Below are 21,779 nucleotides of genomic sequence, written 5' to 3'. Positions count from 1 at the left end.
GTGGATTCTGGAAAATTATGTAAATTCTTTCGGATAATGCTGGCGTACCTGTTTATGGTAAAGCTGATAAACCTTTATATTTTTTACAGCGATCATACTTGCATAAGCTTCAAAGCCAATTCTTCCAAACCTTCTGGAATCGATGGGATCAGGATCCGTTACTTCGATAATCAACCGTCCGTCTATCCGTAAAAAGCAATGCCCCTTTACACTTCCCGCCTGGATATGATAGACCTTTCCGGGACAGAACTCGAACAGTGGTGTACCTACATTCAAAAGATAATCGGGTGATTTCTCTATTCCCACCTTCCCTTCCCACCAGCCCTGAACACCGGCTACATAAGCAATGCCTCTTTCCTTCTTCTTTTCATCCCAGCAGCCGTTCCACATTACATTAATATCGTGTGTTGACGGCTCCAGAACCTTTGCAAGAAAATCCACCATCACATCTCCATAAAAATCCTGTCTGGAGATTATCATCCCTGGATATTCATCCGGATTCTTCCCTGTGATCCAGCCATTTTTATAGTCCCACACGCCTGTTTTTATCTCAAAATCCCACTCCAGAACTTCCCCGGATACTTTTTTATCATACAGTGGACAGTCCGGGTCATACCACACTTCTTTATGCAGCAGCCTCATATTTTCTCCTTTCCAAACACCCCTACTGTACAACTTCTATATCCAATAACCTGCAGACTGTTTTCACATCTTCCATCCAGTCACCATATACCATAATGATATGCTGTCCGGGCACCTTGTCCAGATACTCCTCCATGGGAATAGATGGTTCCAGCAGTACCGCCGGGAAGTCCGGTGTGGGTTCTTCCCATCCAAGTTCTGTCCATTTGGGTGCTGCTTTTGCTATTCCTTTTGAAAGAAACAGCTTAAACGCTCCACCTGTCTGATAAAACCGGGCAAAGGTAACTTCTCCGGTACGAACCTTTGATACATTGCTGATACCTGTATTGATTTCACCTAAGTTTGCAGCACGTATTTTTACTCCATTCTCGGTAAATTCTTCCGGTATAAAACCACATACCCCAACCAGTACTTCTTTTTCAAACACTTCGTAGTGTTCCATAAATGCTGCCGCGTGTCCGGTAACTGCTGCCAGCAGAATACTGGTAACCAGGCCGTAGGCATCGCATTCGCAGATAACAGACAGGTCTTTTCCCGCCAGCAGGCTTTGTGCAAGGCAGGGATTCAGCCCCAGATGGTCTGTGGTTCCGTTCACACACTTAATGGAAATGGCATCTAATTCACTCCCGTCTGCTTTACTTTTCATGGCGTAATAGAGTCGGGCTGCTTTTTCCAATACCTTATCTGATATCTGGTTTTCAAACTTTAGATTCTCCCGAATATCAGCCACGATCTCTGCCGCCTGCTCCCGGGTACATTGTTCCATCCGGTTCATAATCTCGTATCCGGAATAATCTTCAATATCGATCCCCAATTTTTTAAATAAAGCTGTCTTATCGTAAGCACAGGTATACAGCCCCATATCAGCATACCCGATTAAACCGATTCTGGACTCTCTGATCTTCTTAGCACAGGCTGCCAGGTGAATAAAATGGGCAGCTTCTTCTGCTGCAGGCACACTGTCCGGTTTCTGAAGAATCACTTTTACAGTAAACCCAAATTCTTTGGCGACTGGGAGAAAGCCGGTAATACCTGCTGCTGCTGCAGGTGAATGCAGTTTTCCGGTTTCATCGGTAGTTCCTCCAATTCCCCAGATTAAAAGTGGAATACGGGTATTGTTTTTTAATATGTGCATGACATAGGGTGTGATATGCCAGGAGACAAAATTTAATATAAATAAATCCACTGGCATGCCTTCTATACTTTTTCTGCACATTCCTGCATCCTTTTCTGACATGACTTTATAACATCCCAGCAAATTACAGTCCATCCCTGCAACTGCTTCCTGCACCTTCTGAATCACATCTGCCAGATAATCCTGAGGATACATCGCTTCCCCCAGATGAAGCATAATTACATTAAGTTGTTTCGCATTTTTCACTGTTCTTACCTCCCATTGGTTCATTGATTAACTGCCTGCATAGCACAAATCTGCCTGACACACTGATTAATTTCTCATGTATCAACTTTCTGAATTCATTTTAGGGGAAAATCAGCTAAAAAACAATGTTACGCCTGGCTTCATTATTACAAAAAATTGACCAGTCACAAAAACCTATTCTCTGTTTTCCAGAAAAAGATTCTTGAAACCGGTCAATATTTTAGTATTATGTCAATATGCTAAAACCTGGTTTACATTGTTCTCAAAATAGTATTCTATGGTTTTATAACTTTTCAAATACCGGGATCAGCGCCCGGTACAGTGCCTGGTAAAGCTGATATCCCTCCTGATAAATTTGTTCTTCCTGAAAATATCCGGGTTCATCCACATGAACAGCTTTTTCAACCGCTGCTTCCACCGAAGGGCAGATTCCTACTGCCACCGCACCCAGAATTGCCGCACCCAGAGATGTGGTTTCCTTATTGTTCATCACGCGAATAGGCTTTTGGCAGATGCCTGATTTTATTTCACACCAGAGCGGACTGGCTGCTCCGCCGCCCATAGAACGGATTTCCTGAACTTTTAGTCCCGCTTTCTCTAATGTTTCTATGATTTCTTTCAGCATATAGCCAATACCTTCCAGCACAGCCCTGGCAAAATCAGCCTTTGTAGTCGCCAGTGTCATCCCAAAAAATACGCCTTTCGCCAAATCACTGGGACAAGGTGCCGGCTTCCCCGCAAAATGGGCAAGCAGTATTAGTCCGTTACTTCCGGCAGGAGACTTTTTAGCCAGTTCATCAATCAAGTCATAAGCGGACTGTCCGTTTAAAAGGGCTTCCCTTTTCACTTCTTCAGCCAGCGTATCCCGAAACCATTTCAATACAATTCCCGCCGTATTGCAAAACGGCATATACAGATAGCCCTGTCCGTAATCTTTATAAATGGTAATCCGCTGGGGATTTGCAAAGTCCGGTGATGCCGTGGCTGCCCCCACTACCAGCGCTGTTCCTGTCGTTTCTGTCACCATACCTTCTCTGATATTTCCGGCACCAACCGCAGAAGCAACCTGATCCATGGCACCTGTCGTAACCCGGGTATGTATGGAAAGACCTGTTTTAGCCGCCGCCGCAGATGTAACATTTCCTACAATTTTCCCGCACGCACTGATTTGGGGTAACTTATCTTCATCCAGTCCTGCAGCTTTTAGCATCTCTGCCCAGTAACATTCCTCCCGGATGTCAAACCATCCCGTGGAGGATAAAAGCGCCATTTCCGTAACCGCCCGTCCGGTGAGCCGGTAGATAAAATAATCCTCCAGTAGTAAGAATTTTTCTGCCTTTTCATATATTTCAGGCTTATGTTCTTTTAGCCACATCAGCTTAGCTGCCGGCGCCGCACCGGTAAATTCACCGGCTCCCGTATGGCGGTAAATCTTTTCTTCTCCAAGGACATCCTTCAGATACCGGGCTTCCTCCTTTGCCCTGGAATCAATCCAGACAATCGCGGGATACAGCGCCTGACCGTTGGCATCAATGGGTATCAGGGTTTCTCCCTGGGTTGTAAAGGTAACTGCTGCTATCTGCTCCATGTCTATACCGGAGCTTTCCATCCTCTTTATGCTCAAACAGAAAGCCTCCCAGTATACCTGAACAGGAAGTTCCACAATCCCAGCTTCAGGCGTGAGCAGATCATATTCACCGGAGTCAAAAAATACCACATCAAACAATTCATTATAAAGGGTACACTTCATAGCGGTTGTTCCTACATCAAAAGTCAATATATATTTCATGTTCCGACCTCCTCTGTTTATTCTATTCTGATCTTAAACCTCTTTACTGTTTCTGTCAATACAAAATGATTGTTTCTTTCATTCAGAGATTGTTTCGATCATACAAAAAGCGTCTTCCGGAGTCACCCGAAAAACGCTTTCAACTGTTTCAAATACAATCCGCCGCGCGGCACCTGTTTTACCCAATCAGACAGAACTCCCAGCCCATCACTTCCGCCATCATCCGCAGCGCTGTCTCACCTGCATAATAGACAATTGCACCATGATGCCCGCCGCCGGCCTTACTGTATCTGGATAAAAATTCGGAAACCGGAACATCCGGGCGAAACCATCCCCGCACTGTCTTTTCAAAATCAGGTGAAGTTTCCGTCATTTCTACCATATTTCCGGTGGCCATAATCAGCACAAACCTTCCTTCAGACAGTGGATTTAAATTAACAAAAGCCGCCCTGCCTTCTTTCATGCAGCCATAAAGTGCCGCCGGATTCCCAGCCGACGTATAGGGAAAATCCAGTTCTGTAAGCAAAGGCTTTCCAGCACCGATCCGCAGATTATATTCTCCCATATGGCTTAAAAATACCGTATTTCCTTTCCAGTCAGGGCAAAACATTTCCGCAAATGTAGTCTCTTCAAATCCCTTCATCAGTGCCGCCGTAAAGGAAGCCGTCAGGACATCCCCTTCTCCTGCATAACCGATTCCCGCCTCCATTGCCTTACAGGTCTCCATAAATGGCATCCTGGGCAGGGCAGGATTTTCATCTGTTGCCATAAAGTTTACGGTAAATGCATCCAGATTGTTTTTCCCGATCCATTTTCTCATAGCCAGATTTACTCTGGCTGATTCGGCATATACATCAAAAGTAAGATCTCTGCAGACAAACCGCTCACAGTCCATTTCCCATTCCGCTTTTATATCCGCTTCTGTTATACTCTCAAGCAGATCCACACTTTCGTTAAAATCATAATCGATGATTGAAATACCGGTCTTTTCCTGAAGCACTTCATCCGGTAGGCAAAAATCTCCCATTCCTGTAAATGGTTCCCCAACTCTTCCCACCCGGCACTGCTTCATCCGGGCAGCCATCATTGCTCCTTTTGCCGCTTCGGATACGTTTTTGATTACTTCGGATTCCAGATAGTGCCCGGCAAATACTTCATATGCCACATTATTTCTTCTTAACAGGCTGCACATATCCTGCACTCCGTGAATACCGTGGTTCTGCATAATCCTGCCTGCTCCTGTGATACCGTCAAAGGAATAATCCGGTGTGGTATCCAATACCAGAATGGGAAGAGAAGTATTTTTTAGTACCCGCTCCGATTCCAGAGATGGGGAATATGCCAGATGCAGTGTAATCACCGCATCTGCCCCCTGTTCTTCAAATTCTGCAATGGCTGACTGAAATTCCTCCTCCTGCCTGCAGATATCATGGCGGAACAGTTCCAGTCCTGCCTGCTCCAATTTCTGTGCAATCTGCTCCTGGAACCACTCCACATCCTTTCTGAGCCAGGCTTGCGTGTCATCGTAAAGTTTTACGTACAGACACAATAACCCTGCTTTTGGTCGTCTCATATTGTTATCCTCCTGCGTGTTTCTTTTCCATAGTTGTTTTCAGACACGCTTCTGCCCGTTTATTTATCATAAGTATATTTTTCTTTAAATTGCTCTACGTTATCTTTGGTGATAATAATGGAACCGGAATCCACAACAGGCGGAAGGGGATTAATTCCCGCATCCAGATAATTCTGCGTAACTTTCAGATTTCCATTTACATAGTCATGAAGCCATTTAACGGCAATATAGCCTTCCACATATGAATTCTGAGCGAAGGATGCCGCAACTTCTCCGCTTTCAATCAATTCCAGTGTCGCGCTGTCCCTGTCTCTGCCTACAATCTTAATGCCGTCAATTCCGGCTTCCCTGACTGCAGTAGCAGCTCCTACTGCAGAAGGAGCCTGCATACCGATAATTCCCACTACATCCGGATTAGCCTGAAGTGCCGCACCAACCGCCGTTGCCGCCGTAGTCTCGTCTGCCTTATCATCTACTTCTGCAGCGATTTCAATATCCGGATGATTCTTCTCTAATTCATCCCTGCAACCTTCCATATTCGAAATTGCAGAGGGCTGTCCGCCGCTGATGAAGTTTGAAATGATTATCTTTCCTTTGTCACCGATTTCTTTTGCCATCTGCTTTGCCATTTCCACTCCGGTATTATATGGGTCACATCCCAGGAAAGAGAGGCGGTTAGATTCAATATCTGTATTCACGCAGATCACGGGAACCCCTGCTGCAATGGCATTGTCAATGGCTGCCCCGGTCTCCTGGAACTGTCCGTGAACCACGATTCCGGTCACTTTTTTCGCTACTGCCTGATCGATTGCTTCCGCCACTTTATCCGGTGCCAGATCCTGTGGTCCTGCATAGTACCATTTGGCGCCCAGACTGTGTGCCGCATCATTAACACCGGCTTTTAATGCATCAAAAAATTCCAGCTGGTTTACGGACATGATAACTGCATACTCTTCATCTGCGCCTGATGCCGCCTGAACTCCTGCTCCTTCTTCTGCTTTTGTCTCTGCCTTACCGTCTGTCTTCTCGCTGTCCCCACAGCCTGCCATTGATAATGCCAGTACTCCTGCCAATAAGATCCCCATTACTTTTTTGTACTGTTTCATACGTAAAATCCTCCTTTTTCCCTTTTATATAGTTTTTATTAAGCGGTAATTCCGGACGCCAGACGCATCATGCCATTCTCCGTCACTTCTTTACCGCAGAGTTCCCCGGTTATCCTTCCATCATGAAATACCAGTACCCGGTCGCAGGCTGCCATAATTTCCGGCATCTCCGACGAGATCATGATAATTGCCTTTCCTTCTCCAACAAGACGCCGAAGCAGCATATGTATTTCGGCCTTCGCACCTACATCAATCCCCCTGGTAGGTTCATCAATTAAAATGATATCGGGATTTGCAGTCATCCACATAGACAAAAGCACCTTCTGCTGGTTCCCTCCTGAAAGATTCCCCACCTTCTGTTTCACATCCGATAATTTAATCTGCATCTTCTGCTGGTATTCTTTTGCATTCTTTGTGATATGTTTATAATCCACAAGTCCTTTTTTCACAAACTTTCTTCCGTTTGCCGCACTCATATTGTCTTCGCTGCTCAGTTCCAGAAACAGCCCTAACGTCTTACGCTCTTTTGTAATGTAAGCGATTCCGTTTTTCTTGGCATCAATTGGGCTGGTGATCTTAACCTGCTTCCCGCCGATTTGGATGGTTCCTCCGGTTTTCTTTCTCCAACCGAAGATCGTCTCCACCACCTCGGTACGTCCAGACCCTTCCAACCCTGCAAATCCCAGAATTTCTCCCCTTCTAAGGGCAAACGTCACATTTTTTACCTTTGATCCGCTGCATAGATTTTCAGCACGCAGAATTTCATTCTGTATCTTTGAAGTTCCCACCCCATAATCGTAAGCCACATCTCTGCCAACCATATACCGCACCAGATCATCCTTGGTCAGTCCGGGACTGTTTGGAAATGTTGCCACATGTTCACCATCTTTTAAAACCGATATTTCATCTGCCAGATGCAGCACCTCATCCAGTTTATGGGAAATATAAACAATGGAAACATCTTTCGCCTTTACCTGGTCAATCAGCTTATACAGCAGTTCTACTTCCATATCCGTCAATGCAGATGTGGGTTCATCCAAAATCATAAGTTTTACATTCATAGACAAAAGCTTTGCAATCTCCACCATCTGCTGCGCCCCCAGGCTGATGTGGTCCATACTGTCCGTTGGCCTGATATGCCCCAGGCCGAAGCGCTCCAGCAGTTTCTCCGCTTCTTTGTACATTGTCTTGTAATCAATACATCTTCCTCTCTTTGGAAAGCGTCCGATAAAAAGATTACTCGCCACATCCAGATGTGAAAAATTATTAAGTTCCTGATATACAATACCAATGCCTGCTTTTAAAGCATCCCCGGGATATGAGGGATTCAGCTCCTGTCCATCCATGACCATCAGCCCTTTATCTCTCTTATAGGCACCGGACATAATTTTCATCAGCGTAGATTTTCCCGCCCCATTTTCTCCGATAATACAGTGCACACTGTTTTTCTTAATAGACAGGCTCACATCATTCAGCGCTTTAACTCCGGGGAAAAATTTACATATATTTTGTAATTCGATTAAATTTTCCAAACTGCTTCCTCCTCCTTAAGCGCCGCCAGCCATCTGTTCTGCTTTTTCAGGCTGACGGCATTACGGTCTGTCAAACCCGTTTTTTCCCCATCACGCTGCTGCCTTTAATTTGCGCTGCTTATTCAGCTGGTCAATCGCAACTGCAATAATCAAAATGGCACCCTGGATCACCTTTGTATAACTTGCATTAATATCCAGCAATACCAGTGCGTTGCTGACAACCTGCATAATGGTTACGCCAAGAACCACTCCTATCAGGCTGCCCTCGCCGCCGTCCATGGAGACACCGCCAATCAGCAGTGCCACCACATTTCTGAATTCCAGACCGGTTCCGGAGTTCTGGGATACGCTTCCAAGCCTGGCTGCCAGCGTCATACCTGCAAATGCAGCGACTGCTCCTGTCAGGGCATAGCTGATATAAATGAATTTTTTGGTATGAATCCCCGCCAGCAGCGCGGAGTTTTTATTACTGCCGATAAAGTAAGCTTCATGGAAAAAATTAACGTACTTTAATACAAAAATACCTGCCACAATGATAATTACCATATAGATGATAGTAAACGGAACGCCCCCTGCTTCCATCCTGCCAAAGCTTTTAAATGCTGCCGGAAGATTGGAAACGGTATTCCCCCCTGCCAGCACCAGTGCAATTCCCTGATATGCCATCCAGGTTCCAAGAGTTGCAATCAGAGGCGTAATCTTGAACTGATTAATAATCACTGCATTGATTGCTCCCAATACTGCTCCGGCCAGAAGCCCCACCAGAATACCGAGCCAGGCAGGAGCCCCCGCTCCCATAGCCATACAGCCGATGTAGCTGGAAAGACACAGCGTTGACCCTACGGAAAAATCAATATTACCGGCAATAAGAGAGATAGCCATTGGAATGGCAATCATCATGTCCACACTCATTCCCTGGATCAGGACTCTGATGTTGGCACTGGTTGCAAAAGTACTGGTACTGATCATCAGGAAAACCACCATAATTGCAAGTATAATTGCAATGGAAAGCTCTCTCATCTCCAGTATCTTCCACAGCGTATTTTTCCTGACTCCCGAAGCAGTATGCGCTTTTCCTTCTACTGCCTCTGATTTTACACTTCCTTCTTTCGTTTCTGTAACACCCATGTTTTCATATCCTCCTTTTTTGAAAATCATACCTTACCCCAATATTAGATATTGTTTTATCCTGTAAAAATCACTTCCCTCCTTTTCGAAACGCATCCAACGCATTTTTGTAGAAAATCTGTTCTTTTCGAATATGGTCATTTCCTATGGCATCCAGCATATTCTTAAGCTGTACATAAGCGATAAAAGTGAATCCCGCTTCTGCCTCTGCTCCTTTTTCATGCCTGTTCCATCCAAAATTTTCTCTGCAATAATTGGTGGGTGTATCCGTATGCCACTCCCGCATCCCATGCCAGGTCATAATTGGAAAATCCGTTCCGAATAAGATCTGCCTGCTGTCCAGCCGCTCCATAGCCATCTGATGAACCCCTGGATTTACCACCGCCGCCGTATCAAAATAAAACCCTTTTAAATCTTCCCCCAGCGCCGTGATTCCCTGGTTAAATATTTCTGTTGTAAAGCTCCGTCCGAAATGTGCAAGAATGATATGTATATCCGGGAATTTCTGTCTGATTTCACGCAGTTCCCGTATGTTGTCAGGAGCCGGCAGTCTTCCTTTTCTGGGAAGATGCAGCATTAAAGCCTTCTTATGCCTGTCCAGAACAGAAAGCTGACTCTCCGGCATAAAATCATATATGCTGATATCAGCCCCTTTTATGGCAGAAGCCAGATAAGGATACGGCTTAAATCCCAAAAACGGATTATTCACAAGTATTTCTTCACAGTACTGCGCCGTCCACTCCGGCCTCACACTCATCAGGGCATCAATCTTTCCTGTTTTCGCCAGTCCTGATAAATATGCATTATTTGCAGGTATATCCACTTCTGCCAGGGGAAATGGGAAAGCCGTCAATAAAATCTGTTTACCCGGAAACATGGTCTGATAATAATGCTGAGCCGCTTCATATTCCATCTGAAGCCCGCATTCCAAAGCCCAATCCATTGAAATCCGCTCCTTGCTTACACCTTTTACATGTTCTTCCAGATTCATATGTACATGCACATCTGTTATTTTTTCAGGCAGCCTTTCTTCTAAATATTCGTTATAAAATTCAATATCCAGCTCTGTCTTATGAAACCATTTATTGATCATATTGCCACTCCTTTCTTCCCGGTACTATGATAGATTTCCCTGACTATGATCCAGTTTTTTTTGTAAGCTTCGTATTTCTTACGGTAAAATGTCTTTAACTTCACGGATACATCAGGCATACGCTCGTAAGTAACCATGGTTCTTACCGCCATAGGATAATCTTTATATATTCCGTATTCTACAGCGGCAATCATTGCCGCTCCTACGCAAGCCGCATCCGTCTGGGTAACCCGGATTACCTCACAATCCAGCACTGCCTGCAGCATAAGCATCCAAACTCTGCTGTTTAAAGCACCACCCATTACTCTCAGACTGTTAATCTGTGCCCCATTTTCCCGGTAATCCTCTAAGAGCATCGCCGTATGAAAGACAATTCCTTCCATCACAGCCACTGCCACATCCAATTTGTCGTGTTTTAATTCCAATCCAGTCAGCGTCCCTTTTGCCCTGTCGTCCCATACAGGGCATCCTGCTCCCGTGAGATAAGGGAAAAACATAAGTTCTTCCTCTCTTCCTAACTTTTGGACAGCTCCGTCATTTAAGGCTTCATAGGTGAATCCCCCCATCTGGTCTTTCCACCAGTCCAGTACAATACCACCGCCACTAATGGAAGATAAAGCTCCCCACAGCCCCGGCACAACATGTCTGGCAGGTGAGATTCCGGATTTTGTCAGCATGGGTCTATCCGTTATACTCATCACTGCCCATGCAGTGCCTGTACCAAGGAGCAGATCCCCATTTTCCACGCTGCCTGACCCCAGTGCACAACAATACTGGTCATGGGCTCCGTTGTATACTTTTACCTCAGCCGGCAGCCCTAATTCCACAGCGGCATTCCCTGTCAATGTTCCCAGATATTCCCCTGTCCTTTTTATTTCCGGAAGCAGCTCTGACGAAATGCCGATATCCCCCAATATCTTTTCATCCCACCTCCAGGTCTGTATATCCATCATCTGGCGGATTGCTGCATTGGTAGGATCGATTACCGCATTTCCTGTCAAATGATAATTCATATATTCCAGGGTGGAAATAAATTTCAAAGCCCGCTCTGCATCTTCCCTGCGATTTCTTTTTAGCCAAAGCATTTTACAGGCATCCAGGCTGGCACTTAATTCCCATCCTGTTTTCGAATAATAATACCCTTTGCCTGCCTTTTTTTCTAATTCCTCCACCTCTTTCATAGCTCTTTTATCCATCCAGGTAACCGCATTTCCAATGGCGTGGAAATCAGCATCCACCAGCAGGGAACTGGCTCCCTGAGTAGAAAGTGCCAGTGCAGCAACCTGGGATTTTTCACACCCTGCACAGGCTTCTTTAACTGCCTTAACGGAAGCCTCCCACCAGTCTTCTGCCCTTTGTTCTACGATGCCCCCCTCTCCCGGAATCGTCTTGTAGCCCTGATATCCTCTGCCCTGCTGCTTCCCGTTTTCATCTATCAGCAGAGCCTTTGTCCCAGTCGTCCCCACATCCAGTCCAATCACAAACATGCTGCCACACCTCATTCCTTTCGATTTACAAGGGTGCGCCTGAATGATACTCCAGACACACATAAGCTTTTAGATGAGTCTCAATACTCATTCCGGCTTCTATTTTAATTCCCGCATCTTCTCTTTCCACTTCCTCCATGCTCTCCGCCAGCACCGACCAGGGTTCACAGCCCAGGGTATAGTTTCTTCCGTACCAGGGATACCCCTGTGCCGCACAATTCGGCTCCCAGATCCAGAGATACGGAAACATATCTTTCTCCCACTCCATTCCAAATCCAATGTGCAATCCATGGTTCCAAACGCAATACCTGCTGTCTTCTATTCCGGAAATCCCATATTCCAGATACTTCTTTTCTCCCGGATTACGCACTCTGGATAAATCCAACTCATTTCCGTTAACATCTTTTACCACCGGCCAGTCCATCTGCCTGTTTGCCGGCAGTGCACTCTGTATATTTAAAGTATGTACCTTACAGTCACCATTTATAATAATCTCGCAGTTCCCATCCAGAAACGGTGCACCCAGAGCAGGATGATGTCCCCACATAAACTGCAGTGGCACCGCACCTTCATTAGTGACACGCTCACGTATATAAAGAGTAGGGTCACCGCTTTTTAAGGTCATCCATTTTTCCAGATAGAACGGCGTCTTCGCAGTGCGGATCTCAAATTTCACCGTTATCTCTTCCTCGGTATCTTTTTCAATCTGGTAATCCCACTGTGCTACACAGACCTCACCGTGGATACCAAGTTCTGCATTCATATAGGTACTTGCCGCCCCGTAGTTGGGAAATAACTCCTGCCACCCGCCTTCGTATAAATCTAAAAATCTTCCATATCTGCTGTTCTTGGTCGTTACAAAAGTCTGCGGATTCTTTACCCCATGAAAAGAATGCCACATAAAATCCAAATCCATCGGCTTATAAACAAATTCAAAGATATCACTGCCTTTCCCTGCCAGAACCCCAATATGCAGGTATTCATTTTCCAGATTAACCTGCCTGACCCCCTGATACACTACTTCCCGGATCCTGCAGTTATAATTTCGCTGGTTCCGATAGCTTTCCACTGACTGATACATCTTTCCTCCTTCGTGCACTCGAGTGCACTATGTTTGTTAAAGGAAAGAGTAACCGAAAATTCTTCGTTACTCTTCTCTATACCGCAAACACTCACTAGTAATAATTGATACATCTGTATAGATATTTTTCTTAACTTTTACCCCATAAGAAATATAATCACACATTTTCTGCAATACTTTATAAGCCTGTTTATCCGGATTCTGACTGAGCACCACTTTAAAATAGTCCTCTTTCAATAGCTGTTCTGTGTCATCTGACAAGTCAAAACCCATAGCAGTAATATCCCGGTTCTTAAGATCCCTCAGAACATTTCCAACAATATAGCAATCCGCATCTGCCCCCAGAATCCCCGATACCTGCTGGGTTTCTATCAGCCTGCGTACCTTGTCGTAATACTCTTTTTCATTTTTCTGTACCGTAATCTGCTGCACTTTCACCTCTGGACAATATTCCATTATATAATCCATAAATCCCCGGTTACGTTCTACCGTCTGCATCTCTTCTATACTTTGGTTAACGATAAAAACATTTCCCTTTTTCCCAATATAATTCACCATGATCTGCGCCGCAATCCTGCCTGATTCATAAGCTTTAGGTCCTACGTAACAGATGCGGTCACTGGAGGGAGCATCCGCCCCAAAAGTAAATACCGGCTTTCCTTTTTTAACCAGGGCATTGATCTCCCGGTTCAGACCGCTCATGCTGCAGGCATGCATAATCACTGCATCAATATTGTCATTATCCTGCAACTCCTGTAAAAGCTCCCTGGAAGCCAGAACTGATTCATTGGCGGGCGTAAAAAACTCAATACCAATCTTCAGTTCCCGGTATTCCCGGTAACACTTCCCAAAACCAGCTTTCGCCTCAGGAAAGAAGTACTTAAAATCGCCGATTACAATAGCGATATTATGCACCTTATTTGTAGCCAGAACACTTGCCATCCGGTTCTTGCGATACCCCAGTTCCTTGGCTACCAGTAAAATATGTTCCTTTGTCTCCGGTCTCACCGTCTCATCACCGGATAAAACTTTTTTGACCGTCCGAAGGGAAAACTTCGACTTCTCTGCTACATCTTTTAATGTTATCGGTTTCTCATACACACAACCCACGTCTCCTTTATTTGCACTCGAGTGTAATTTCTTATATCATAGCATTCCAAAGGGGGTTTGTCAAGACAAAACATCCTCCGGCAGGAGGAAATTATAGAGATATAAACAATATACCGGTGGTGATGGAAAGCGCAGGGAACACGTAAAGAAAAGCAGAGGAACCGATATCTAATATCTACGTTCCTCTGCTGCATATTGCATTTATTAATTATACTAATTTCTTCTCAATGCTTCAATCGGGCTGAGTTTCGCTGCTTTTCTAGCCGGATAAATTCCAAAAAAGATACCAACTGCACAGGCAAAAAACGTTGCCCCCAGAATTGTTCCTGCACTAATTCCCGGACTGATGGTACTTCCTAAGGAAACAGTCATAATACTGCAGATACCAAAAGCTGCTATTACCCCTAAAATGATGCCAATCACTCCGCCCAGTGCTGTAATAATTGCCGATTCAGCCAGGAATTGTACCATAATAGAAGAAGTCTTGGCTCCCAGAGATTTTCGGATACCGATTTCCCTGGTACGTTCCGTAACGGAAACCAGCATAATATTCATAACGCCAATTCCTCCTACCAGCAATGAAATCGCTGCTACAAATGAGATAAATGCTGTAACCATACCCATCATACTGTTAATACTCTGCAGCACATCCTGAAAGTTCTGAACCCGGTAGAAGTCCTCTCCCGCACTCTGATGCCTGGATTCCAGTATGTGAATTACGGAATTTGTAATTTGTTTTGCATCCATCGTCTTATCCGCAAATACATAAATACTGTAAAATGGCTCCGGATCATAACCATAATTTGTCAGTGAAGTATACGGAATATCAAGGGTAACCGGCTGCCCTTCGTAACTATAGCTTACAAATGCTGTATTTTCCTTTGCCCCGGTGATTCCCACGATACGGTATGCATATGTCATACCATCCATGGTAACATCAATATCCATTCCCACTACATCGTCAGATCCAAATAGACGTTTGGCATCTGTGTCGGTCAGAACGCAGACGTTCTTTCCTTCCTGTACATCTGCATCCGTGAAATATTTTCCTCTTTTCATCGTAAAGTTGCTCATTCTCTGCAGCATCTGTGTTCCTGCACTGAGACTCAGCTGAAATTCACCTTTTCCGGTTACCGTAGTTCCACTGCTTCCGGAAGCCGGTGTAACACCTTCCACACCTTTTACTTTCGAAGTAATAGCTTCCATATCAGCCGCCGTGATCATCTGATTGGCATTTACTGCATCTTCACTACAGGATACATAGATCTGTCCGCCTCCCACATCGTTTGCTTCCGCTGTCATGGACTCCGTGGTTCCGGCACCCACTGACATAATTGCAATAACAGAAGCAATACCAATAATGATACCCAGCATAGTCAGGAAAGAACGGCCTTTATTTGCAACAATACTTTTTATTGCCATTTTAAAATATTCAAGCAAACTACTCATATATGTGCCCCTTTCATTTTTTACTCCCGAATAGCGCAAGCTGGCTTGTGCTATTCCTTAATCAGTAGTTTGAAAGCGATTTCCTTTCAAACTTTGCAAATATCAGCTGTTCTTATGATTCTGCCTGAACTGCTCCGCCTTCCGAACCGCCGGCACTTCCTGTTCCTGCATTCATGCTGTTTTCGTCCATTGGCACAACCGGGCTTCCTTCCTGATACATTCCGATATCCGGAATTATCTGGTCTCCGGGCTCCAGTCCTGATTTGATTTCAATATAACTGTCTGAGGACACACCTGTCTCAACAATCTGCTTCGCCACTACACCATCTTTTACGATATAGCAGAATGAACCATCGTTTCCGGTATTGACTACCTCAACAGGAACAATCGGAACCTGTTTCGCTTCTGCCGCCTGAATCGATACCTTTGCTTCTACGCCCAGAAAAATATCTTCATCCGGATTGTCAATGGATACTGCCGCACTGATGATCGGCGTTCCCTTTTCATTTGGAATTGCGATATGACTGATCTTACTCACAGTACCTTTGTATTCTTTTGCTCCAATCTTAACAGTTGCTTTTTGTCCCTTCTGGACTTTTTCAAAATCATATTTGGAAAGTGAGATGTTTACATCTACATCCTGGGTACTCTGAAGCGTAAACATTTCACCACCCTGTGTAACCATACCTCCCTGTGCAACCTTACTATCAGAAATAACTCCGCTGAATTCTGCGGTAATGCCCTGTTTTCCCTTTATAATTAGTTCTTCTAATGTTTTACTCTCCAGTTCCTGGAGGTTATTATTTACTTCCATCTGCGCTTTGGATTCATCTGATAAAGTTGCCCCATCTGCTTCTGCAATCGCCTTTTTAGATGCCAGATCCGACTGTAATTCAGCCAGCGTTGACTGGGCATCCTGAAGTTCCATCTGAAGATCCGTAGTATCTGCCTCTCCTGTCTGGCTCATGCCGTTTCCGGACAGATCTGTTCCTCCGGTCCCTCCCTGCGTCCCCACCTGGGTGCTGCTCTCAGGAGATGACAATTTCTGAATCTGTGCCTGGTATTCCGCTATCGGATTGTCGAAATCCTGTGCAATCTTGGCATTCAGCTCATCTGCCTTTGCCTGAGCGGCAGGTACCTTGTTGTCCTCCAGCTCATGTACAACTGCCATCTGGGCTTTTAATGCCTGGCTTGCCGTTTCAATCTTTGCCGCATCCCCTAAACCGCTTGCTTCATCATAGCTCTGCTGCAGGATGCCCTGTTGGAATTTTGCATCGTTCAACTGTCCCTGAAGCTGTGTTAAAGTCTGAACCGCCGCATTTAATTTTACGGTATATTCTGCTTTCTTCTTGGTTAATTTTTCGATTTTGTCCTTTAATTTATCTGTCTCTGCTTTGATTTCTGCTTTTGCTGCCTCTGCCTGGGCTTTAGCCTCAGATTCAGCCTGTGCCGCAGCTTCCGACTGCTTTTGGATTACTTCAGCCTGGGCATCTTTCGTCTTCTGTGCGATGGCACGGTTTAAATCCGTAACTCTCTGTTTCCACTGATCCACCTGTGCCTGCAGACTGTTTACCTGGCTGGCTGCATCTGCTTTATCGTTCGCAGCTTTATTCGATTTATTTATCGTATCCTGATATCCGTATTTGCCGGATAACACATTTAATTCTGCTTTTTTATTGTCCTTTTCCAGATTTTCCAAATCAAAAGTAATCAGCATATCACCTGCTTTCACAGAATCTCCACGCTGAAAATTCAGATTCTTTATGGTTGCATTGACCGGTGAGAAAAAGGTTTTCTTAGTACGGCTCTCAACCGTTCCACTGGTATCTACATATTCCTGCACATCTCCGGTAGTTACCGGTACTACTGCTACGGCCTGTGTATTCACCGTCTGGGTTCCCTGCCCTCTGAGGGCAAAAAAACCGACGCCCGCCACTACGACGACGCCTGCAATAATAAAAGGTAATTTTTTATGTTTCTTTTTCATAATGATCTCCTCCATCTTATTTGACTACCCGTGACTATTGACTCACTCATTTATTGTATCTGATTCTATCTTCCCATCCATAATCCGCACAACCCGTCGTGCCTGGTCTGCGATTCCATTATCGTGTGTAATCAATATGACGCTTCTTCCATCTTTATGTAAATTTTTCAATATTCCCAGTATTTCTTTACTGGATGCAGAATCCAGGTTACCGGTAGGCTCATCCGCCAGAATAACCGGTGGTTTTGCTGCGATTGCCCTGGCAATTGCTACTCTCTGCTGCTGTCCTCCCGACATTTCAGTAGGTTTGTGGTGCATGCGCTTTTCCAGCCCCACCATCTTTAGTGATTCTATTGCCAGCTTCTTTCTTTCCCTCATGTCAACTCCCCGGTATATCAGTGGAAGTTCCACATTCTCCACCGCAGTCAGATTGGCAATCAGATTAAATCCCTGAAAGATAAAACCGATCTCCCGGTTTCTTACCGCCGCCAGCTCATTATCTTTCATCGTTGATACATCCACACCATTTAAATAATATTCTCCGGATGTGGGCACATCCAGACATCCCAGCATATTCATCAGCGTAGATTTTCCGGAACCTGACTGACCGATAATCGCTACAAACTCACCTGTATTGATTTCCAGGCTGACATGATCCAGGGCACGCACTTCATTCTCTCCCGGATTGTATATCTTACTCAAATCCTTTACCTGAATTAACGACGCCATGTATTCTGCTCCTTTCCGCATTTCCATAATGGATACGTGATCACACATAACACTTTTCCATAGTCATCAATTATTTTGATTCACAAAGAACTATATCATATATAACGTCGTTTTGCTATACAAATAAAAGTTAACTTTTCATTAAACTTTCATTAAACTTCTAAAAATATTGTAAATATAAACAATTCATAAAATGATAGGGTAATTATTTTTACTTTCTTTAGAAACCATACATAAAGGTGTCACATTTATCCAATATGCTATTTGTAGAAAAGACGCCCCGGCTGTGTCGGCATCTGTCGAAATGGGGTTGTATCAAAAAGAAAAGATGAGATGAGAAAGAGGTATATGAAAATGAGTAAAATTATTGGCATTGATTTAGGTACGACGAACAGCTGTGTGGCTGTTATGGAAGGGGGCCAGCCTGTCGTAATTGCAAATGCAGAAGGATTTCGGACAACTCCATCTATTGTGGCTTTTACCAAAAATGGTGACCGCCTTATTGGAGAACCGGCTAAGCGTCAGGCTGTGACTAATCCGGATAATACTATTTTTTCCATAAAGCGGCACATGGGTTCTGACTATACAGTAAAAATAAATGGCAAAAAATATTCTCCACCGGAAATCTCCGCTATGATTCTGAAAAAATTAAAAACAGATGCTGAGAGTTACCTTGGTGAAACAGTTACCGATGCAGTTATCACGGTTCCCGCCTATTTCAGCGATTCACAGAGACAGGCTACCAAAGATGCCGGAAGGATAGCAGGCCTTAATGTTCAGCGTATCATTAATGAACCGACTTCAGCTGCTCTGGCTTACGGCCTTGACAATTTCGCACCTCAGAAAATTCTGATCTATGATCTGGGCGGCGGAACTTTTGACGTGTCCGTGATTGAGATCGGTGAGGGTGTTGTGGAAGTGCTTGCAACTGCCGGGGATAATCAGCTGGGTGGTGATGATTTCGATAAACGCATCTGCGATTACCTGATCAGTGAATTCAAAAAGCAGGAAGGTATCAACCTGACGAAAGACAATGTTGCCATGAACCGTATCCGGGAAGAAGCCGAAAAGGCCAAGAGAGAATTATCTGCAGCTACTACCGTGAATATCAATCTTCCTTTTATCAGTACTACCCGTTCCGGTCCGGTACATCTGGATATGAACCTGACCAGAGCAAAATTTGAGGAACTGACCAGTGACCTGGTGGAACGTACTGCCCTCCCTGTCCAGACTGCCTTAAATGATGCAGGAATTTCCACCTCTGAGCTTGGCAGGGTACTTCTGGTTGGCGGTTCTACACGTATTCCGGCTGTACAGGAAAAAGTAAAAATGCTGACCCGCCACGATCTGAGCAAGAATTTAAATCCGGACGAATGCGTTGCACTGGGTGCTTCTATCCAGGGTGGAAAGCTGGCTGGGGACGCAGGCCTGAACGAAATCCTCCTGCTTGACGTCACGCCCCTTTCCCTGTCCATAGAAACAGTGGGCGGAGTATGTAACGTACTGATTCCCAAAAATGCAACCATCCCCAGAAGGGAATCCAAAATTTTTACCACCGCCGGAAACTTCCAGACTTCTGTCGACATACATGTTCTTCAGGGAGAGCGCCAATTCGCCAGAGATAACAAAAGTCTTGGCAAATTCCGTTTAAGCGGTATAAAACGTGCTATGGCAGGAGGGCCACAGATTGAAGTTACCTTTGATATAGATACCAACGGCATTGTACATGTCTCTGCCAAAGATCTGGGAACCGGAAAAGCTCAGGATATCACTATTACTGCGGCTTCCAACCTGTCAGAAGCCGATATTGAAAAAGCAATTCAGGATGCCCAGCAGTACGAATCCCAGGATTCCAGGCGTAAAGGCTCACTGGATACAATAAATGATGCCCAGGGAATGATTATCAAAGCAGAACAGCTTTTATCCGAACGAAAAAAAGAATTGACAAAAGATCAAAAGAATTTCTTGAAAAATGATATCGCAAATCTAAGGAAACTATTGAAAAAAGCAAAACCGGAAACCATCTCAGATGTGGAAACGGATGAAATTAAAGCATCCGCGGATGCTCTTCAGCGTTCCATTGATATGGTAGGGTAGCACGAACAGTTTATGGGGGCATTCACCAGAAATGCATCAGTATTTCCCGGTGAATGCCCGCGTGCCGCTACGCTTAACACTTCCTTAATCACATTCCATCTTCTCAATTTTATTCCAAACTAATTCGGCTGTCTCTTCATTCGTAATTAATACATTTATCAGCCCGCCATTTAGTGCTCCACAGATGGAATCAATTTTACTGGTTCCCTGTGCTACACCAATGCGGTATTCTTTTTGCCTGATTACATCCAGAGGCACTGCAATCGTTCTTTCATCTAATTCCATATCACAGATATTCCCGTTAATGTCAATAATATGGGAACAGATATCCCCTACCGCACCTTTTTGTGAGAGTTCTTCCATTGTGCGGTCACTTAAGTAGCCTGCACGTACAATTGCGCTTTTCAACCCAAATGCCCCCATTGTGAAAACTGCAATGTTGGCATCATATCCATATTGGAGTACTTTGCCCATATTGTGATCCCGCTGGATAATATCCTTCATTTTTTTATTATCCACCACTGCCGGAAGGGGCAATACATAAGATGAGGCTCTTAGCTTGTTAGCAAAATTATTTGCAATTTCTGTAGAATAGATATTTTTCTTTAAATTACTGATACCGCCGCAAAGAAGCACTGCTGTTACATTTTCCAGGTCTTCTCTTCCAATCAGGGATTTAGAGCACTCAAATAAGGTATCGCCCCAGGAAAGCCCCAGAATATCACCATTTTTTATAATACTGTTCAGATATCTTGCCATTTCCATCCCAATGCGGGACAACGGATTCTCATCGGCATTCGATGGCGTTATAATCACTTTCTTCAAATTGAATTTATTCCTGAATTTCTGCTCCAGCTTGCTCTCTACGCTCATAGGGTCAATCACCTGGACGCGAACAATGCCCACCTCTTTCGCTTCATTCAAAAGTTTCGATATGTATGGTCTGGACAAACTTAACTTCTTTGCCACCATCTCCTGGCTATAGTCGTTTTCATAATAGAGTTTAGCAACCTGAACCAAAAGCTCTATCTTCTTATAATCATTCATCATCATTCTCCTCCCGACAATCATCTCCCTATTTTATATAAAAGGACAGTATTTGGATATTATTTAGGTATTATAACATAGTTCTGTTTTATATCCAATAATGAACAATAAGAAAGACAGGGCTTTCCATCTCAAGACCCTGCCTTTTGTCCTTATCTTATATTGTCTGGAATTTATGCCTGGGGCAATATCTTTTCCACATCACCATGAGGTCTTGGTATCACATGTACCGCAACCAGTTCCCCCAGCTTTCCTGCTGCCTGAGCTCCCACTTCAGTTGCAGCTTTCACCGCTCCCACATCTCCCCGTACCATGATCGTAACTAATCCGGATCCGATTTTCTCTGATCCCACCAATGTTACATCTGCAGCTTTTACCATCGAATCAGCTGCTTCAATTGCCGCTACCAGACCTCTTGTTTCTACTAATCCTAACGCTTCCTGTGTCATTTACTTATCCTCCTGCTTGGTTTCTATTTATTAAATATCTCAAATTTCCCGCTCCTGATGTTTCTTAAAAATGCTTTCTGCATAATGTACCGTCCACCC

At 44.5% G+C, this 21,779-nt stretch carries 17 protein-coding genes; 1 reads left to right on the top strand and 16 read right to left on the bottom strand.

Annotated features, from left to right (window positions below):
* Positions 1 to 15 precede the first annotated feature (15 nt).
* The 14 genes from CD03_RS0111420 to CD03_RS0111350 all read right to left on the bottom strand — a co-directional run bounded on the left by CD03_RS0111420 (position 16) and on the right by CD03_RS0111350 (position 18,087).
* The gene (locus CD03_RS0111420) at positions 16 to 642 is read right to left on the bottom strand and encodes a hypothetical protein (protein ID WP_027293740.1); all 627 of its coding nucleotides are present in this window, start codon (positions 640 to 642) and stop codon (positions 16 to 18) included.
* A gap of 22 nt (positions 643 to 664) precedes the next feature.
* Entirely contained in the window at positions 665 to 2,023 is a 1,359-nt protein-coding gene (locus tag CD03_RS0111415; protein ID WP_027293739.1) for a hypothetical protein, read from the bottom strand.
* A gap of 283 nt (positions 2,024 to 2,306) precedes the next feature.
* Positions 2,307 to 3,812 carry a xylulokinase gene (locus tag CD03_RS0111410; protein ID WP_027293738.1) on the bottom strand — a complete coding sequence of 502 codons (1,506 nt, stop codon included), beginning with the start codon at positions 3,810 to 3,812 and terminating at the stop codon, positions 2,307 to 2,309.
* 178 nt (positions 3,813 to 3,990) lie between these two features.
* Positions 3,991 to 5,385, bottom strand: a complete 1,395-nt coding sequence (locus CD03_RS0111405) for an L-arabinose isomerase family protein (protein ID WP_027293737.1) — start codon at positions 5,383 to 5,385, stop codon at positions 3,991 to 3,993.
* Positions 5,386 to 5,444: 59 nt separating this feature from the next.
* Positions 5,445 to 6,491 carry a substrate-binding domain-containing protein gene (locus CD03_RS33260; protein WP_052377766.1) on the bottom strand — a complete coding sequence of 349 codons (1,047 nt, stop codon included), beginning with the start codon at positions 6,489 to 6,491 and terminating at the stop codon, positions 5,445 to 5,447.
* 38 nt (positions 6,492 to 6,529) lie between these two features.
* Positions 6,530 to 8,023, bottom strand: coding sequence for a sugar ABC transporter ATP-binding protein (locus CD03_RS0111395; RefSeq protein ID WP_027293736.1), 1,494 nt, complete (start codon positions 8,021 to 8,023; stop codon positions 6,530 to 6,532).
* 90 nt (positions 8,024 to 8,113) lie between these two features.
* Entirely contained in the window at positions 8,114 to 9,151 is a 1,038-nt protein-coding gene (locus CD03_RS0111385; protein ID WP_027293735.1) for an ABC transporter permease, read from the bottom strand.
* Between the two features lie 70 nt (positions 9,152 to 9,221).
* Entirely contained in the window at positions 9,222 to 10,244 is a 1,023-nt protein-coding gene (locus tag CD03_RS0111380) for a hypothetical protein (RefSeq protein ID WP_027293734.1), read from the bottom strand.
* Positions 10,241 to 11,731 (bottom strand): FGGY-family carbohydrate kinase, encoded by a 1,491-nt coding sequence (locus tag CD03_RS0111375; protein ID WP_027293733.1) that lies wholly within the window; start codon positions 11,729 to 11,731, stop codon positions 10,241 to 10,243. Before CD03_RS0111375 ends, CD03_RS0111380 begins: the two co-directional genes overlap by 4 nt.
* Before the next feature lie 25 nt (positions 11,732 to 11,756).
* Positions 11,757 to 12,812 carry a DUF4432 family protein gene (locus tag CD03_RS33255; protein ID WP_052377765.1) on the bottom strand — a complete coding sequence of 352 codons (1,056 nt, stop codon included), beginning with the start codon at positions 12,810 to 12,812 and terminating at the stop codon, positions 11,757 to 11,759.
* 66 nt (positions 12,813 to 12,878) lie between these two features.
* On the bottom strand, positions 12,879 to 13,913 hold the full coding sequence (locus CD03_RS0111365) for a substrate-binding domain-containing protein (protein WP_027293732.1): 1,035 nt from the start codon (positions 13,911 to 13,913) through the stop codon (positions 12,879 to 12,881).
* A gap of 222 nt (positions 13,914 to 14,135) precedes the next feature.
* On the bottom strand, positions 14,136 to 15,371 hold the full coding sequence (locus CD03_RS0111360) for an ABC transporter permease (protein WP_027293731.1): 1,236 nt from the start codon (positions 15,369 to 15,371) through the stop codon (positions 14,136 to 14,138).
* Positions 15,372 to 15,483: 112 nt separating this feature from the next.
* Positions 15,484 to 17,358, bottom strand: a complete 1,875-nt coding sequence (locus CD03_RS33250) for an efflux RND transporter periplasmic adaptor subunit (protein WP_052377764.1) — start codon at positions 17,356 to 17,358, stop codon at positions 15,484 to 15,486.
* A gap of 42 nt (positions 17,359 to 17,400) precedes the next feature.
* Positions 17,401 to 18,087: an ABC transporter ATP-binding protein gene (locus tag CD03_RS0111350; protein ID WP_027293730.1), complete on the bottom strand. Its 687-nt coding sequence runs from the start codon at positions 18,085 to 18,087 to the stop codon at positions 17,401 to 17,403.
* A 354-nt stretch (positions 18,088 to 18,441) separates the two neighbouring features.
* Between CD03_RS0111350 and dnaK the strand changes: the two genes are divergently transcribed.
* On the top strand, positions 18,442 to 20,184 hold the full coding sequence (gene dnaK / locus CD03_RS33245; RefSeq protein ID WP_044289311.1) for a molecular chaperone DnaK: 1,743 nt from the start codon (positions 18,442 to 18,444) through the stop codon (positions 20,182 to 20,184).
* Positions 20,185 to 20,268: 84 nt separating this feature from the next.
* On the opposite strand, the gene CD03_RS0111340 is transcribed toward dnaK, so the two are convergent.
* On the bottom strand, positions 20,269 to 21,237 hold the full coding sequence (locus CD03_RS0111340) for a sugar-binding transcriptional regulator (RefSeq protein WP_160295753.1): 969 nt from the start codon (positions 21,235 to 21,237) through the stop codon (positions 20,269 to 20,271).
* Positions 21,238 to 21,404: 167 nt separating this feature from the next.
* Positions 21,405 to 21,680, bottom strand: coding sequence for a BMC domain-containing protein (locus CD03_RS0111335; protein ID WP_027293728.1), 276 nt, complete (start codon positions 21,678 to 21,680; stop codon positions 21,405 to 21,407).
* Positions 21,681 to 21,779 lie beyond the last annotated feature (99 nt).

The sequence above is a fragment of the Robinsoniella sp. KNHs210 genome (assembly GCF_000686105.1).
GTDB lineage: Bacteria > Bacillota > Clostridia > Lachnospirales > Lachnospiraceae > Robinsoniella > Robinsoniella peoriensis.
The sequence above is the reverse complement of the archived record's forward strand: the minus strand, read 5'-3'. Positions and strand labels throughout refer to the sequence as shown.